19 protein-coding genes and 1 pseudogene are annotated in these 15,935 nt (G+C 69.7%); 6 read left to right on the top strand and 14 right to left on the bottom strand.

Translation table 11 applies throughout. The features are described 5' to 3' along the window. The first annotated feature begins 96 nt into the window (after positions 1 to 96). From ACFXN1_RS09700 to ACFXN1_RS09690, 3 genes and pseudogenes are all read left to right on the top strand, one after another. Positions 97 to 915 (top strand): ABC transporter ATP-binding protein, encoded by an 819-nt coding sequence (locus ACFXN1_RS09700; RefSeq protein ID WP_379437724.1) that lies wholly within the window; start codon positions 97 to 99, stop codon positions 913 to 915. Between the two features lie 8 nt (positions 916 to 923). Then, positions 924 to 1,223, top strand: a pseudogene (locus tag ACFXN1_RS09695) (ABC transporter permease); the annotation flags it as partial. Positions 1,224 to 1,306: 83 nt separating this feature from the next. Then, positions 1,307 to 1,498: a hypothetical protein gene (locus ACFXN1_RS09690; protein WP_379437723.1), complete on the top strand. Its 192-nt coding sequence runs from the start codon at positions 1,307 to 1,309 to the stop codon at positions 1,496 to 1,498. Between the two features lie 10 nt (positions 1,499 to 1,508). On the opposite strand, the gene ACFXN1_RS09685 is transcribed toward ACFXN1_RS09690, so the two are convergent. Next, positions 1,509 to 1,943 carry a hypothetical protein gene (locus ACFXN1_RS09685; RefSeq protein WP_379437721.1) on the bottom strand — a complete coding sequence of 145 codons (435 nt, stop codon included), beginning with the start codon at positions 1,941 to 1,943 and terminating at the stop codon, positions 1,509 to 1,511. A 59-nt stretch (positions 1,944 to 2,002) separates the two neighbouring features. On the opposite strand from ACFXN1_RS09685, the gene ACFXN1_RS09680 reads away from it, so the two are divergent. Beyond that, a complete protein-coding gene (locus tag ACFXN1_RS09680; RefSeq protein ID WP_379437720.1) occupies positions 2,003 to 2,473 on the top strand; it encodes a MarR family winged helix-turn-helix transcriptional regulator in 471 nt (156 codons plus the stop codon). A 3-nt stretch (positions 2,474 to 2,476) separates the two neighbouring features. On the opposite strand, the gene ACFXN1_RS09675 is transcribed toward ACFXN1_RS09680, so the two are convergent. Next, the gene (locus ACFXN1_RS09675) at positions 2,477 to 2,938 is read right to left on the bottom strand and encodes a MarR family winged helix-turn-helix transcriptional regulator (protein ID WP_379437718.1); all 462 of its coding nucleotides are present in this window, start codon (positions 2,936 to 2,938) and stop codon (positions 2,477 to 2,479) included. Positions 2,939 to 3,036: 98 nt separating this feature from the next. On the opposite strand from ACFXN1_RS09675, the gene ACFXN1_RS09670 reads away from it, so the two are divergent. Both ACFXN1_RS09670 and ACFXN1_RS09665 read left to right on the top strand, forming a co-directional pair. Continuing rightward, positions 3,037 to 4,062: an SMP-30/gluconolactonase/LRE family protein gene (locus ACFXN1_RS09670; protein ID WP_379437716.1), complete on the top strand. Its 1,026-nt coding sequence runs from the start codon at positions 3,037 to 3,039 to the stop codon at positions 4,060 to 4,062. Positions 4,063 to 4,073: 11 nt separating this feature from the next. Beyond that, positions 4,074 to 4,472, top strand: coding sequence for a PPOX class F420-dependent oxidoreductase (locus ACFXN1_RS09665; RefSeq protein WP_379437714.1), 399 nt, complete (start codon positions 4,074 to 4,076; stop codon positions 4,470 to 4,472). Between the two features lie 33 nt (positions 4,473 to 4,505). On the opposite strand, the gene ACFXN1_RS09660 is transcribed toward ACFXN1_RS09665, so the two are convergent. From ACFXN1_RS09660 to ACFXN1_RS09605, 12 genes are all read right to left on the bottom strand, one after another. Further along, positions 4,506 to 5,795 (bottom strand): class I SAM-dependent methyltransferase, encoded by a 1,290-nt coding sequence (locus tag ACFXN1_RS09660; RefSeq protein ID WP_379437712.1) that lies wholly within the window; start codon positions 5,793 to 5,795, stop codon positions 4,506 to 4,508. Between the two features lie 18 nt (positions 5,796 to 5,813). After that, positions 5,814 to 6,791: a class I SAM-dependent methyltransferase gene (locus tag ACFXN1_RS09655; protein WP_379437710.1), complete on the bottom strand. Its 978-nt coding sequence runs from the start codon at positions 6,789 to 6,791 to the stop codon at positions 5,814 to 5,816. Between the two features lie 47 nt (positions 6,792 to 6,838). Then, complete coding sequence (locus ACFXN1_RS09650) at positions 6,839 to 7,606, bottom strand: enoyl-CoA hydratase-related protein (protein ID WP_379437709.1); 768 nt, start codon at positions 7,604 to 7,606, stop codon at positions 6,839 to 6,841. Positions 7,607 to 7,661: 55 nt separating this feature from the next. Then, a complete protein-coding gene (locus tag ACFXN1_RS09645; protein WP_379402336.1) occupies positions 7,662 to 8,516 on the bottom strand; it encodes an NUDIX hydrolase in 855 nt (284 codons plus the stop codon). 70 nt (positions 8,517 to 8,586) lie between these two features. Beyond that, positions 8,587 to 9,033 (bottom strand): hypothetical protein, encoded by a 447-nt coding sequence (locus ACFXN1_RS09640; RefSeq protein ID WP_379437707.1) that lies wholly within the window; start codon positions 9,031 to 9,033, stop codon positions 8,587 to 8,589. 107 nt (positions 9,034 to 9,140) lie between these two features. Next, the gene (locus ACFXN1_RS09635; protein WP_354835130.1) at positions 9,141 to 9,974 is read right to left on the bottom strand and encodes an ABC transporter ATP-binding protein; all 834 of its coding nucleotides are present in this window, start codon (positions 9,972 to 9,974) and stop codon (positions 9,141 to 9,143) included. Positions 9,975 to 9,999: 25 nt separating this feature from the next. Further along, positions 10,000 to 10,290 (bottom strand): hypothetical protein, encoded by a 291-nt coding sequence (locus tag ACFXN1_RS09630; RefSeq protein WP_379437706.1) that lies wholly within the window; start codon positions 10,288 to 10,290, stop codon positions 10,000 to 10,002. Positions 10,291 to 10,344: 54 nt separating this feature from the next. Then, positions 10,345 to 11,088 carry a peptidyl-tRNA hydrolase gene (locus ACFXN1_RS09625; RefSeq protein ID WP_379402334.1) on the bottom strand — a complete coding sequence of 248 codons (744 nt, stop codon included), beginning with the start codon at positions 11,086 to 11,088 and terminating at the stop codon, positions 10,345 to 10,347. 25 nt (positions 11,089 to 11,113) lie between these two features. Next, positions 11,114 to 11,524 (bottom strand): protease inhibitor I42 family protein, encoded by a 411-nt coding sequence (locus ACFXN1_RS09620; protein ID WP_379437705.1) that lies wholly within the window; start codon positions 11,522 to 11,524, stop codon positions 11,114 to 11,116. Positions 11,525 to 11,639: 115 nt separating this feature from the next. After that, complete coding sequence (gene serB, locus ACFXN1_RS09615; RefSeq protein WP_354835124.1) at positions 11,640 to 12,869, bottom strand: phosphoserine phosphatase SerB; 1,230 nt, start codon at positions 12,867 to 12,869, stop codon at positions 11,640 to 11,642. 180 nt (positions 12,870 to 13,049) lie between these two features. After that, complete coding sequence (locus ACFXN1_RS09610; RefSeq protein WP_379437704.1) at positions 13,050 to 14,009, bottom strand: NAD(P)H-dependent flavin oxidoreductase; 960 nt, start codon at positions 14,007 to 14,009, stop codon at positions 13,050 to 13,052. Positions 14,010 to 14,055: 46 nt separating this feature from the next. Beyond that, positions 14,056 to 15,909: a chloride channel protein gene (locus ACFXN1_RS09605; RefSeq protein ID WP_379437702.1), complete on the bottom strand. Its 1,854-nt coding sequence runs from the start codon at positions 15,907 to 15,909 to the stop codon at positions 14,056 to 14,058. Positions 15,910 to 15,935: the final 26 nt, after the last annotated feature.

Below are 15,935 nucleotides of genomic sequence, written 5' to 3'. Positions count from 1 at the left end.
GCGTCCGGCTTGACCCTGACGCTGGGGGTCAACCCTCCATCCTGGTGCCAGGAGCCTCCCGGAACGACCGGAACAGCTCCGGGATGGAGAAGAACGATGACGACGGCCGAAACGGCCCACGCCCCGGCCATCCGGGTGCGGGGTCTCGAGAAATCGTACGGTCAGCTCGAAGTGCTGCGGGGTGTGGACTTCGATGTAGAGCGCGGCAGCATCTTCGCGCTGCTCGGCTCCAACGGGTCGGGCAAGACCACCACCGTGCGGATCCTGGCCACGCTGCTGAAGGCCGACGCGGGAACGGTCGGCGTGAACGGCTTCGATGTCGCCACCCAACCGGCCGCAGTGCGCGAATCCTTCAGCCTCACCGGTCAGTTCGCGGCCGTCGACGAGATCCTCAGCGGGCGGGAGAATCTCGTGCTCGTCGCCCGGCTGCGCCACCTCGCGCAACCCGGCGCGATCGCGGATGACCTGCTCGCGCGTTTCTCGCTGACCGACGCCGGTGCACGGAAGGTGTCCACCTATTCGGGTGGGATGCGCCGCCGCCTGGATATCGCCATGAGCCTCATCGGGAATCCGCCGGTGATCTTCCTGGACGAGCCGACGACCGGACTCGATCCGGAGGCGCGCCTCGAGGTGTGGCAGACGATCGAGGAGTTCGCCGGCCACGGCACGACGGTACTGCTCACCACCCAATACCTCGGCGAGGCCGAACAATTGGCCGACCGGATCGCGATCCTGCACCGGGGCCGGATCATCGCGAACGGCACGCTCGGCGAACTGGAGCGACTGCTCCCGCCCGCCACCGTCGAGTACGTCGAGAAGCGGCCGACGCTCGAGCAGATCTTCCTCGCGATCATCGGCGACGACCCCGAGAGCGACGTCGCCGGCGCGAACTCCGTCGCTGACACGAACCCCTAGGAAAGACGATGCCCTCCTACTTCTTCGGTGATACCGCCGCACTCACGGGCCGGACCCTGCGCCATGTCACCCGCAGCCCCGACGCCATCATCACCACCGCGATCGTGCCGATCGCCATGATGCTGCTGTTCGTCTACGTGTTCGGCGGTGCGATCGCCACGGACTCGGAAAAGTACGTGGACTACATGCTGCCCGGCATCCTGCTCATCACGATCGCATCGGGTATCTCCTACACCGCGTTCCGGCTGTTCACAGATATCAAGAGCGGGATCTTCGAGCGCTTCCAGTCGATGCCGATCGCGCGGTCGGGTGTGGCGCGCTCGACTGGTCGGCGGACGACTCGCGAATCGTCGAGGTCGCCGACATCCTGGAGCGCTTGTTGATTCGCGCCATGACAGCCGGCGAGGCGGATACCGGCAGAGTCGGCGGCAAGTTCACCGACGTGATGGACGATCAATTCGTCGACCTGCTGGACACGACCATGCTCGAGACCTCACCGGTCGCCGAACGGCTCATGGCGATCCTGGCAGAGCGGGGCTGGAAGGGCTGGACCCGGGTCGAGCGGGTGCCGCCGCACCCGTGACGGGCGCCGGCTACCGCAAGGTCAGCGCGAACGCGTCGACGTTCGCCGAAACGCGCTGCAGCAGATCGAGCAGCGTGCGGTAGTCGTCGTCGCTGAGGCCCTCGGTCGCCGCCGTGCGTTGAATCCCGATGCGCTCCAGCAGTTTCGCGTGCGCGCCGATGCCCTCGAGGGTGAGGGTGTAGGCACCCGCGGCATCGCGAACGACCCAGCCGCGGTCGAGCAGTGTGCCGACATATGGTGCGGCCGTAGGGTCCTGGGCGTTCAGGAACGGCGAGAGGGCTACGTCGAGCCCGGTCGCGTCGAGTGCGCCACCGGAGAGGGTGTGCATGATCTGCCAGTGGCGGCGCAGCAGGCCCTCGGTGGCGAGCAGGGCGGCGAAGTTCTCTTCGAGGGTCTTGTCGATGTGCTTGAACCAGTATCCGATCGGCTTCGGGGTGTCGGTCATGACATTCTCCAATCAGTTATCTTATTACATATACATGTACTTTAGCAAGGAATTGTACGATGGCAAGGGTGAAGGACAACGACCCCGCGATCGTCGCCATCGAGCGCGCCATGGTGGCCATCCGGCGCAGCCAGACCCGGCGTGCGCTCAATAGATTCGCGGCCCGCGGCGGCGGACCGGCCTTCGATCCGACCATCTTCGGCGTGCTCGATGCGGTCGAGGCGCGCGACGGGGAGGCCACCGTCACCGACATCGCGGCCGCGCTGGGCGTGGATCAGCCCCGCGCCAGCCGCCTGGTGGCGCGCGCGGTCACCGAGGGCCTGCTGGAACGCCGTGCCGACCAGCACGACGCGCGACGCATCCACCTGCACCTGACGCCCGCCGCGCAGACCGCACTGAGCCGCGCCCACGCCAACCGCCAGGCCGTCTTCGCCGAGGCGACCGCGGCCTGGGGCGAGCGCGACCGCACCGAATTCGCCCGGCTGCTCACCAGATTCGTCGCCGACTTCAGCGCCATCAGCAACCGTTAGCGATCAGTCCGGCCGCACCGAATCGAGCAGGGTGGCCGCACGCTCGAGCATGGACATGAGCGCCTCGCGCTCGGCATCGGTGAACTCCGCGGCCAGCGCGCGTTCGACCGGGACCGCCCGCTTGTCGGCGGCGTGCATGACGGTGCGGCCCTCCTCGGTGAGCCGGGTCTCGAGCACATTGCGGTGCCAGGCGTGCGGCGTGCGCTCGATGAGGCCGCGCTCGCGCAGATTGGTGAGGACCGTGTTCATGGTGGGCGGCGTGACGCCGCAGCGCCGGGCCAGCTCGGCCGCCGAAATGCCCGGGTTCTCACTCAGTACGTAGAGGGCCGCGTACTGCGGAATCGTCACGCCCGCGGGTTTGAGGGCGGCGTTCTTCGCACCCATCAGCGCCTGTTCGGCGCGCTTGATGAAGGTCCCCAGGCGTTCTTCGACCGGCATCGACGTCACCCCGGCATGATAGCTCATGCAGTTGTTCGAACCTTGACGATCATTAGAGGTCTAATCTATCTTCGCTCTCGCACTCAGATGTCATCTCTATCCACCGGGATCGAAAGGCACGAACCATGTCCCACCCGATTCGCCGCTGGGCCGCGCCCGCGGTGACGGCGGCGCTGCTGCTGGCGTCGGCGGCGTGCAGCACCGGCGACGCGGCGACGCCGGGCGCCGCGCCCGACCACAACACCCCGGCGCCCGACCGCATCACCACCGCGTACGACCTGCCCGAGCGCGCGTATCCGGAGAGCATCACCGTCGATCCGCGCACCGGCGACGTGTACGCGAGCTCGTTCCTCACCGGCGCGATCTACCGGGCCACGCCGGGCACGACCGCGGCCGAGACCTTCCTGGCGGCGGGCGCGGACGGACGCCACACCGCCAACGGCGTGAAGGTCGATGCCGCCGGGCGGCTCTGGGTGATCGACCACACCGCGGGAATCACGGTGTACGACACGGGGACTCGCGCACTACTGGCCCGCTTCGACGTCCCGGCCGCCGGGCAGCCGTTCGTCAACGATCTGGCCATCACCCCGGACGGCAGCGTCTACGTCACCGACAGCGTGCGGAACGTGGTCTACCGCATCGGACCGGACCAGCTCGCCGACGCGCTCGCGCACGACGGGCACGGCGGCGAACTGCGGGTCTACCTCGACCTCGGCGCCGCCAAGGACCCGGCCGCGCGGAATCCCATGACCCTCAACGGCATTGCCGCCGACGACGGGTGCCGGTATCTGATCGTGGTCGACATGACCAACGGCGACCTCTACCGGGTCTCGACCGGACCACAACCGACCGCGCAACGGATCGAGCGCACCGGCGGCGACGCGCTCGACGGCGACGGCCTGGAACTGCGCGGCGACACCCTGTGGGTGGTGCACAACAAGGGGAACGCCGTGTCCCGCTGGCGGCTCGGGAACGACGGCGCGAAAGCCGAACTGCAGCACCGCGTCACCGACCCCGCGCTCGACATCCCCACCTCGATCGTGCACACCGGCGGCCACGCGCTGGTCACGGTCTCCCAGTTCGACAAGAACGGCCCCTACGGCGACGGCGTCCCCGCCGGCTTCCGCATCGTCGAGATCTCCCAACTCTGAAGGAGCACACCGTGACCCACCCCGTCATTCCTGAGAAGTACACCGACCTGCTGACCCGCCCGCTGTTCGCGCACCTGGCCACCCTCAACCCGGACGGCACCCCGCAGGTCACCCCGGTCTGGCAGATCTGGGACGGTGAGGTCCTGCGCTTCACCACGACCACCACTCGCGCCAAGCACCGCAATACGTCTCGCGACCCGCACGTGGCGGTGAGCATCAATGATCCCGAGGCTCCCTACCGCTACCTCGAGGTGCGCGGCGTCATCGAGCGCATCGACGCCGACCCCGAGGGTGAGTTCTTCGACGTCCTGGCGCAGCGGTACGGGCTGGCCTACGACAAGCCGGTCGGCGACCATCCGCACCGCGTCGTCCTCGTCATGCGGCCCACCCGCGTCAGCTATCAGGGCTGAAACAGCGCGAGCTACCGGGGCGGAGACGCCGCGTCAGGGCGTGGCGCAGAGGAAAACCGTTGCCGCCCGGCCGATCCGGGTGACGACCAGCGTATGTGGCTGGGAGCCTCGCGGTTTGAGCCGGGCACGGAGCGCATCCGGGTCGATATCGACACCACGCGCGAGGATCTCCAGCGGACCACAGTCGCGCCGATGCAACTCGGCCCGTAGCGGCTTCTCCCGGAATTCCATCCGATCGAGCACCCGGAACCCCCGCACACCCTCCGGAACCCGGTCGCCGGTCAGGTACGCGATGCGCGGATCCAGCTGCCACAGCCCGTGTTTCGCGGCATAGTGCCGCACCAGCCCCGCACGGACGACCGCCCCGTCCGGGTCGATGATCCACTCCCCCGGCTCACGCTCGGGGATATCGTCCGGATCGGCATCGGTGAGAGTCCAGGGCGCGGCAGTGGACGAGAGCACGGTCGCGCGGCGGGTCACACCCGGCTCCGCCAAACCCGGTGACCACAGGCAGGCTTCCCGCACCGCCCCGTCGAGCGAGACGACTTCGATCTCCCCCGCCCAGCCGAGCTTTTCGAAATCCAGTCCGGGAGCACACTTCACGGCCAGGTCCCGCCCGGCATATGCCGCGAGCAGATCCGGCAGCGGCGGCTGCAGCTTCGCCGGATCATGCGTCCGCCGCCCATCCGCCCGCCGCGCCGGATCCGCGATCACGACCTCGGCGCTACTGCACGGCACCAGCGCATCCGCCTTGACCAGCACTACATTTCGCACCTCCGCCCCGGCGAGCGCCGCAGTGGATACGCTGCCGATCGCCGACGGGACGCCACGTCCCTGCCCAGCAACGCTCGCATCCCCGTGGTGGATCGCATCGCCGTCCGAGCGGGAATTCACCAGCGGCACACCGAGATTGTGCCGAGCCATCCCGAGACGTACGTCGTCGAGGTCGCTGCCGATCACGGCGGGGCAGACCTCGGCCAGGGCGGCCAATTCCGCGCCGATGGAGCAGGTGACGTCGTGGACCGTGCGGCCGGCCAAGCGCTGGGCGCGGTGGCGAGCTACGGCCGACGGGGTGGCCTGCTGGAGGGCGTCGTCGGTGAAGAGCCACTCCCCCGCGCCGTCGAGTTTGGCTGTCGCGCGGCGGCGCAGGCGGACCGTTTCCACGAGGGCGGGGGCGTGGTCGCCGTGGTCGCGGCGGAGGCGCTCCAGGTCCTTGAGGAGCGAGGCGGGGGTGAGCGCGAAATCGCCTACCTCGGCCAGGGCGGCCGCGCCGGCCGGACTGGCGAGGTAGGCGATGTCAGCGCGAGAGAAGGCGTAGCCCACGGGGATTCGTGGACCGGCCTACTTGGCGGAGGCGCGGGGCTTCACGCCGGTGATCATGGCGTTGTAGAAGAACTGGCGGGGCACCACGTGGCGCAGCACCTTCTCGTCGAGGGCCGAGAACGCCAGCCACGCCTTGTACTGGGCCATGCGGTAGCGCCAGGTCAGCTTCTCGTCGGGGACAGCGGCCTCGAAGGTGCGCACCGGCCAGCCCCACAGGGCGGCGGCGAATTCCTCGGTCTTGGCCTGCACCTCGACGGCGCCGGCGCTGCGGGCCATGCGCTCGAGGTCGGACGGGTCGAAGGTGTGCAGGTCGACGACGGCCTCGAGGGCGGCGGCGCGGGAGGACTCGTCGAGCTCCTCCTGCGGGCGACGCCAGTCGCTGAGGAACGGCAGCTTGGTGATCTCGGTGGTGATCTTCCAGGTGACCTGGCCCAGCTTGCGGGCGTAGAGGTTGCCGATGGTGGTCGGCTCACCCGCGAACACGAACCGGCCGCCCGGCTTCAGCACGCGCAGGCACTCCTTGAGCGCCAGCTCCACATCCGGGATGTGGTGCAGCACGGCGTGGCCCACGACGAGGTCGAAGGTGTCGTCCTCGTAGGGGATGGTCTCGGCGTCGGCGACCCGGCCGTCCACGTCCAGGCCCAGGTTCTGGCCGTTGCGGGTGGCGACCTTGACCATGCCCGGGGACAGATCGGTGACCGAGCCGCGCTTGGCGACGCCCGCCTGCATCAGGTTCAGCAGGAAGAAGCCGGTGCCACAGCCGAGTTCGAGGGCCCGGTCGTAGGGCAGCTCGGCGCTCGGGGCGACGGCGTCGAAGCGGCCCCGCGCGTACTCGATGCAGCGTTCGTCGTAGGAGATGGACCACTTGTCGTCGTAGGTCTCGGCTTCCCAGTCGTGATACAGGACCTGGGCGAGCTTGTTGTCGCTATACGCGGCCTGGACCTCCGCCTCGGTGGCGTGCGGGTTCGGCGCGGGGTCTTCAGGACCAACTGTCATGCAGGGCAGCCTAATGAATACCCCGGTGAACGGTGTTATCGGGCTGCTTAACGGCCGGTGAACCGGGCCGCATCCGGACCGTCGACCAAATAGGAACGTGTTCCAACCTGCTGATCTTCGCTGCCGAACAGATCCGCCCACTCACGACGCGCCCGATCGTGGCCGTGCGTGCCCGCCTCGAACACCCGCTTGGCAGCGGCCAGGGCCGCGCGCGGACCGTCGGTGAACTGCTTCGCCCACCGCAGGGCGGCGGCGAACACGTCGTCGGGCGCGACCACCTCGTCGACCAGCCCGAGCGCCGCGGCCTCCTCCGGATCCACGAACCGGCCGCTGTACACCAGATCCTTGGCGTGCGAGGGACCGATCAGCAGGCTCAACCGGCGGATACCGGCCAGCGGGATCAGCCCGGCCCTGATCTGCGGCAGGCCCAGTTTCACGTTGTCGCCGATGATCCGGCGGTCCGCGGCCAGGGCCAGCTCCAGCCCCGCGCCGAGGGCGTATCCGCTGATGGCGGCCACGGTCGGCTGCGGCAGCCGGGCCAGGCAGCCCAGCGCCGACTGGAAGTCGCCGGCCATGGCCTGCGCCTGCTCGGGGGTGAGCCGGGCCAGTTCGGCCAGTTCGTCACCGGCGGAGAACACCCGCTCGTCGCCGTAGACCACCACGGCCGCGATCGACGCGTCGGCCGCGATCTCCTCGGCGGCCGCCGCCACCTCCAGCGCCACCTGGAGATCGATCAGATTCATCGGCGGGCGTGCGATGCGGAGCACGGCGACATGCTCCGCCACACCCCGGTCCACGGTCACGAATTCGGCCACAGCCGATCACCCTACTTCGGACCCCGGGCACCGGGACGCTCCGCCCGGGCGGGCACTACTCGGGTCGCTGCGAACCGCGGATACGCGAATTGTCGGGCAACTCGGCGAAGTAGCGGTCGGCGTGCGGGAACGCCAGCGCCGGACCGCCGCCCGACGGGTCGTACACCGGCATGATCGGGGTGATGTCCCGGCCGGCCGCGAGAATCTCGGCGGTGGAGGCGAATTCGTTCAGCGCCGCGAGCTGGGTCCAGGTCGGCGGCAGCAGCACGTCCACACCCTCGCGCCAGCGGCCGATGGCCTCGGCGGGGGTGCACCAGGCGACCACGTCGGCCTCGGAGGTGGCGCCGTCGGCGAGCTGACCCTCCGGCAGCACCGCGACGAAGAAGCGGGTGTCGTAGCGGCGCGGCTCGATCACCGGGGTGATCCAGTTGTCCCACGGGCGCAGCAGGTCGGCGCGCAGCACCAGGTTCTCGCGGGTGAGGAATTCGGCGAAGGACAGTTCGCGGCGTTCCAGCTGCCCGCGCGCTTCGGCGTAGACCGCGGTGTCGCTGACGACGCTGTCGGCGGTCGGTCCCGCCAGCAGCACCCCGCACTCCTCGAAGGTCTCGCGCACGGCCGCGCAGACCAGCGCCTGGGCACGGCCGGCGTCGATGCCGAATCGCTCGGCCCACCAGGCGGGTTCGGGTCCGGCCCAGTCCAGTGCGATGGACGCGTCGGAGGGGTCGACGCCGCCGCCGGGGAAGACGGTCATGCCGGCCGCGAAGGCCATTCCACCCACTCGACGCTGCAGGAACACCTCGGGCCCGTGCGCACCGTCGCGCACCAGCATGACCGTGGACGCGTCCTTGACGGGCGCGGCCGCGGGCTGGGATTCGGACTGGGCCATTGCTTCGCTCACCTTTCGCACCATAACCGTTGCCCCGGCTAAGCGATACCACGCGCTGCGGGTTCGCTGGTCACTCGGTCACATGGACTGATGGTCAGTCGGTCACACGGACTGATCCGGTGCGGGTTTCGATGACGGCCCGACCGGCGTCATCGCGCCGGGTCCAGGTGCCCTCCACCTTGCCGGTCCGATAGTCCTGCACCTGGCTGACCACCACGCCGGAGTCGTCGGCCCAGGTAACCAGGAAGATGCCGGCCGCAATGGATGCGACCGTTACCGGCATGCTCGACCGGCGTCCGGTGTCGGCGGCGATGTAGGTCAGGGTGCGCCCGTCCGCCGAGAAGACAATGGTTCCGCCCGAGCCGCTGTCATAGCTGAGCTGCACGGTCCTACCGTTCAGGTCCGACGGGACCGTGGCCCGGCCCAGGGTTTCCGCGGCGTGCGAATTCGAAACCCGCTGGGCGGCCGGTGGATCGGCCACACAGCCGGTGGCGACCACCGCGATGGCCAGAATCGTGATGGCGCCGATGCACCGGCCCACAGCCAGCTCCCTCCATCCGCGGCAGTTGCGGACAGTTTGCCCGGCGGTAGCGGCGGATGCAATCGCAGCGCGCCGCGGTTCGCGAGACAGGTTGCGGGAGGCAGCTTTCAGCGGTTGCGGTGCCGCCCGAAGCGCTGGCTGCGGCGTGCGAAATAGCGCCCCTCGATACGGTCCAGCTGAATCGACTGGCGGAACGCGTCACTCAGGTTCTCGGAGGTCAGCACATCGGTGAGCAGACCCTGCGCGACCACACTGCCCTCATTGAGGAGCATGCCGTGGGTGAAGCCCGGCGGAATCTCCTCCACGTGGTGGGTGACCAGCACGGTGGCGGGCGCATCCGGATCGGCGGCCAGATCGCCGAGCCGCTCGACCAGCTCCTCACGCCCGCCCAGATCCAGTCCGGCGGCCGGTTCGTCGAGCAGCAGCAGTTCCGGATCGGTCATGAGCGCCCGGGCGATGAGCACCCGCTTGCGCTCCCCCTCCGACAGCGTCCCGTAGGCGCGATCGGAAAGGTGTTCCGCGCCCAGGCTTTCCAGAATGTCGACAGCCCGGTCGGTGTCCATGTCGTCGTAGCTCTCCCGCCAGCGGCCCATCACCGCGTAGCCGGCCGAGACCACCAGGTCGGCAACCTTCTCGTCGAGCGGCACCCGGCTGGCGATGGCGGCCGAGGACAGGCCGATGCGCGGGCGTAGCTCGTTGATGTCGACCCGGCCCAGGGTCTCGCCGAGCAGGTTGGCGACCCCGGAGGTGGGGTGCATCTCGGCGGCGGCCATGCGCAGCAGCGAGGTCTTGCCGGCGCCGTTGGGGCCGAGAACGACCCAGCGCTCGTCCAATTCCACCTGCCAGGTGACCGGACCGACCAGAGTATGTCCGGAACGTCGGACGGTGACGTCGCTGAAATCGATGAGCAGATCGGGATCCGGTTGCGGCACGGGGTCCATCTTGGCCCACCGCCCTGGATGCTCGTCAACGTGGTGGGAAAACTCGGTGCGTGTCCTCTCCGGAATTGCGATGGCGATAAGCGATTTCGTGTGCGCCACCATCGAATTCCGATGGTTCGCGCTCCGGGCCCGCCAACCCGCGGTCCCGCGCATCCGCCCGCGTGGACCGGAACATGCGCGCCAGAATGAGTGCCGCCGGGACCGAGAGCGCCGCCCACACGATGAGAACAACCAGCAGTGTTGTCATTTCGGTGGTTTCCTTTCGAGGAAACGTGAATCGATCCTTGCCGACCCGACCGGGGAAGTCGATATGCACTGCCCATATAGGTCAGTGCGCCGACCATCCGGTTTCGCTAGTGCGACATCCGCACTACGCCACCGCGATCACGGTCGTCGACCCCGGTGCCACCTCGGTGAAACCGGCATCGCGCACCGCCACCGCGCTGCCCTCGGCCACCCGCCGCTGCAACTCCGCCCAGCGGCCCGGATCGGCCTCCGCGACGGTGCACCGGAATCCCTGTGCGGCCCACGCATACGCCCGCTGCACCGGCAGAGCGCCTGCCAGCAACATACTGGCATGCCCTACCTGTGCCGCAGCCTTCCCTACAGTCATACCCAGTTCCGCGTTCACCCATAGCACCGGAGATTCCGGGTCGATTGCGATCTCCTCCTCGACCTGCAGCTCGGTGCCGCTGATCTGGAGGCGCCGGATGCGCGGATCCACCTCGCCGACCGGTCCCGGCACCAGCGCCCGCGCCTGCGCACCCGCGAAATCGACTGTGACACCGTCGACTTCCTGCGCCGCCAGCCACTGCGCCCCGCGCGCCCGCCGCGCCACCTTGCGAATACGCGAGCGTTTCCAGGTCAGATAGCGCTCCTCCCACTCCCCATCGGGCCCGACCCGCTCGTCGAGGCACAGCGCCACCACCGCCGAGGCGGCGGCTGCCAGCAGTGCGCTGCGCGCCGGTGGATCGTTCTTCGGAATGTGCAGCACCATCTGCATGGCCTGCACGAGCGCCGGGTCCGCCGGATCGCCTCCGCCGCCATACCCCCGCGCCAATTCCGCGTGCCTGGCCACGAAACCGGCATCGATGGTGGATCCGACGCTCGACACAACCACTCCTACACAACTGTTCGGGCTAATGAACCGTCAGGTTCAGGGTGAAGCTCTTGGCCGGCTCCACACCCTGTTCCCAGGCTCGCTTGTATTCCAGGCTCAATCGGGTGGAACCCGCCGCGACCGCCACGAAATTCGACACCGATTTGCCGCCGACCCCGACCTTGCCGTCCGGATTCGGGTCCTGCTCGTATTCCGGCGAGCCGTTCTGCCTCACCACGTTCTGGTCCAGACCGCCCAGCATCCAGGCGTATCCGGTGGTCGGGTTGGCCTCGAGGGTGACGATCAGTCCCTGACCGACCGCGAGACTCACGTCCTTGCCGTCGGAGTCGGCGCCGACCCGCACCGGCTCGTGCTCGGACGAGGTCGAACTGCCGCAGCCGGCCAGCGCCAGCGCGGCCATCAGCACTGCCAGCGGCATACGCACACGCACGGACTCTCCTTCGATCGTGGCCGGACTCCCCGACCACGGTACCGAGAGCGGAGCTGCGAGTGCCGCAACCGAATTGGACGCGTTGCCGGCCTCAGCGAGGCAGGACCCACACGCCTCAGCGAGGCAGCGGCACCCGGCGGATGCCGCCGTCGCGGGCATCGGCCGCCTCGACCTCGTCGCGGGTGACGCCCAGGATGAACAGCACCGCGTCCAGGAATGGATGCGACAGCGCCGCGTCGGCGACCTCGCGGAGCGCGGGCTTGGCATTGAACGCGATGCCCAGCCCGGCGGCATTGAGCATGTCGATGTCGTTGGCGCCGTCGCCGACCGCGACGGTCTGATCCATGGCCACCCCGGTCTCGGCCGCGAATCGGCGCAGCGCAACGGCTTTCGCCTCCCGGTCCACGATCTCCCCGACCACCGCGCCGGTCAGCTTGCCGTCGCGGATCTCGAGGGTGTTGGCCTGCACGAAGTCCAGTTCCAGTTCGTGCGCCAGCGGCTCGATGACCTGACGGAAACCGCCGGACACCACACCGCAGCGGAAACCCAGGCGGCGCAGGGTGCGAATGGTGGTGCGGGCGCCGGGGGTGAGCTCGATCCGCTCGGCGACCTCGTCGATGACCGAGGCGTCCAGCCCGGCCAGGGTCGCCACCCGCTGACGCAGGGATTCGGAGAAGTCGATCTCGCCGCGCATGGCCGCCTCGGTGACCTTGCGGACCTCCTCCTCGACACCGGCGTGCGCGGCCAGCATCTCGATGACCTCGCCCTGGATGAGGGTGGAGTCCACGTCGAACACGATGAGCCGCTTGGCCCGTCGCGCCAGGCCCGCCTTCTCGACGGCGACGTCCACGCTCTCCTTGGCGGCGACCGTGGCCAGCGCGGTGCGCAGCTCGGTCTCGGCGTCCGCATCGGCGGTGGGGACGGTGACCATGAGTTCCAGGCCGGTGACCGGATAGTCGGCGATGCCGCGAATGGAGTCGATGTTCACCCGCTGCGCGGCCAGCTTGCGCGCGATGGCGCTGAAGGCGCGGGCGGTGACCGGCGAACCCAGCACCACGACCGCGTGGGTGGACAGCTTCGCGCCCGAGACGGCGCTCGCCCCGATCTCGACATCGACATCCATGCCGATGGAGGCCATGGCATCCTCGAGCTGATCCTGCAGCGCTTCGGGATCGGTGGGACACGACACCAGCACGCCCAGGGTGAGCCGGCCGCGAATCACGACCTGCTCCACATCCAGCAGACTGACCGCGCTATTGGCCAGGGCGGCCAGAAGTACCGATGTGACGCCCGGCTTGTCGGGTCCGGTGACCGTGACCAGAACCGTCGTGTCAGACGCGCTCAATCGATAACTCCGTTCCATGCGACTGCCTGTCCCGCCCGGCATGCGGCGGCAGCTCATTCTGTCAGGTCGGCGCGAACGGGACCGCGCCGACCGCCGCCGACGGTGGCGGGCATCACGCCGCCCGAGGTCAGCGACCGGGCCACCGGAGGTCAGGGCGACCGCCGACCGAGAGCCGGTGCGTCAGCGACCGAGCAGGCGCGCGGCGCCCGAACACATTTCGGTCAGCACATCGGCGGCCGGGCGCACCGCGGTGACCAGGCCGACGCCCTGGCCCGCGTCGACCGGGGCGATACGGGGGTCGTCGGCGGCATTGGCGGTGGTCAGCTCGGACCGCGCGGCGGTGTCACCGGCCAGCTCGCCGAGGTGGTCGTGCCAGCGCGCGGTGAAGTCGTTGCGCAGCACCCGGGCCGGAAAGCGCTGTGGCCAGGGCAGTTCCATGCCGACGTCGAAGGTCCGGGTCACGATGGTGTCGCTGTCCTCGGCCGCGAGCAGGGCCCGCCGGCCGCCCGGCGAGAGCAGCGATTCGGCACAGGCGGCCAGGGCGGTCCCCAGCCACACTCCCGAGGCTCCGGCCGCCAGCATCGCGGCGACCCCGCGCGCCGACCCGATTCCACCGGCGGCCAGCACCGGACCCGGCACCGCGTCGAGCACGGCCTCCAGCAGCGGCAGCGTCGCCAGTTCGGGAGCGCCGTGCCCACCACCCTCCAGACCGCGTGCCACCAGGACATCGATACCGGCATCGCGCGCACGCCGGGCATCGTCGACGGTGTAAACCTGTGTCGCCGTGCGGATTCCGGCGGCGCGAGCCCGGTCGGCCCACGACAGGTCGGACCCGAAGCTCACCGACAGCAGCGCGGGTGCGGCCGCGAGGGCGAGCTCGAACAGCCCGGGACGGGCGGCCATCACCCAATCCACCAGACCGATCCCGACCGGACCGGCAGCGTCGGCGACGTACGGCAGTTCCCGTTCGAGGGCCTCCACCGACCCCGCACTCCCCATCCCGATCATGCCCAGGCCACCCGCCGCCGCGACCGCGGCCGCCAGCCTGCCACCGGCAACCCCGCCCATCGGCGCGTTCACCACCGGCCGCCGCAGCCCCAGCGCACGCGACCACTCGGTGGACAGTCCCGTTTCCGACATCGCTCCCGGATCCTCCATAAGCCAATAGCAACACATCGAACAGGCGCTAGGCCGTCGCGCCGACCTCGACGCGGGAGGGCCGGATCGTCGGCAGGCGCAGAATGCGCTGGGCGGCATGTTCTTCGTGGTGGTCACGGGCCCGCCCGGCGAGCAACATCGTGAGGCTGACCATGCCGAGCACGATGTCCGGATTGTTGCGGTCCACAACCGGGAGGCGGTCGATGTCGTTGGCGGCCATGGTCATTGCGGCCGCGCGCAGGGTCTCGTCGGGGTGGGTGACCGTGGCGGGGATGCACAGCCGGCCGAGGGTCAGGCCGGATTCGCCGTCGTGCACGACGGTTTCGAGGGCGGTGCGGGTGACGACGCCGAGCAGGCGGCCGCCGACATCCAGGACCGGGTAGAGCATCTGCCGCCGGCCCACCAGCTCGGCGGGATCGTGGCCGGAGATGGCGGTCAGCGCGGCCCCGGCGGTGACGTCGCCGACGAAGGCCCGCACATCGCGCTGCATGACCTCGCCGACGAACAGGATCTCCAGCGGGTCGACGTCGTATTCGCGGGACAGGTGGAAGCCGCGGCGGGCGATCTTCTCGGTCAGCACCGACCGCTCGAGCACCAGCACCGAGAACGCGTACGCCGTGCACGCGCCGATGATGAGCGGCAGCAGCGCGTCGAAGCGGTGGGTCAGCTCGACGGCGAACACCACCCCCGTGATGGGTGAGCGCATCACGCCGCCGAGCACCCCGGCCAGTGCGATCAGGGCCCAGAAGCCCGGGCCCACGGCGGGAAACACGTGCGCCTCCAGCGCGCCGAGCGCGCCGCCGATCATGAACATGGGCGCGAGCACGCCGCCCGAGGTGCCGGATCCCAGCGACAGCGACCAGATCAGGGTCTTCACTATCAGGATGCCGACCACCAGGCCCAGTCCGATCGACCCGTCGAGCTCGGCCCCGATCACGTCGTACCCGACGCCGAGGGCCTGCGGCACGAACAGCCCGCCGACGCCGATGATCACTCCGCCCAGGGCGGGCCACCACATCCAGTGCACGGGCAGCCGCCGGAAGCCGTCCTCGGAGGCGTAGACCAACCGGGTCGCCACCACGGCCAGCAGGCCGCACGCGATGCCGGAGACCACGCACAGCGCGCAGGTGAGCGCGGTGATGTGCAGCGTGCCCGCCGCCGGGAACAGCGCGCCCGAGCCGAGCAGCGCCGGGCGCAGCACCGCCGCCACCGACACCGCGGTCGCGACCGGCACGAAACTGCGTGGCCGCCACTCGAACAGCAGTAGTTCGACCGCCAGCAACAGTGCCGCGAACGGCGTATTGAAGGTGGCGGCCATGCCCGCGGCCGCGCCGGAGACCAGCAGCGCCTTGCGCTCGTCCGCGGTCAGGTGCAGGAACTGCGCGAGCAGCGAGCCGAGCGCGCCGCCGGTCATGATGATCGGTCCCTCCGCGCCGAAGGGTCCGCCGCTGCCGATGGAGACCGCGGCCGACACCGGCTTGAGCGCGGCGACCCGGGGCGCGACCTTGCTGCCGCCCAGCAGGATCGCCTCGATGGTCTCGGGCATGCCGTGGCCGCGGATCTTCTCCGACCCGTAGCGGGCCATGAGCCCGACGATCAGGCCGCCCAGCACAGGCGCGCCGAGAATCAGCAGCGGATTGTGGTGCGTCGCGCCGACGGACACCGGATCGGCGCTGAGCCGTTGGTACCAGACCAGATTGGTGATCACCGCGATGAGGCGGGAGAGCGCCCAGGCCGCGCAGGCGCCGAGCGCTCCGATGGGGATGGCGAGGGCCGCGATGAACAGCATTCGCGGGGTCGCGGTGAAGTCGGCCAGATGCCCGATGTCGCGGCGCGCGGTCGCGCTGGTTCCCGGCCGCCGCTGAGCCACTGAATCATGCACTTGACAACTGTTGCACAGTGCGTACG

This window comes from Nocardia sp. NPDC059154, assembly GCF_042755705.1.
Classification (GTDB): Bacteria; Actinomycetota; Actinomycetes; order Mycobacteriales; family Mycobacteriaceae; genus Nocardia.
This window is presented reverse-complemented; position numbering and strand designations above follow the sequence as displayed.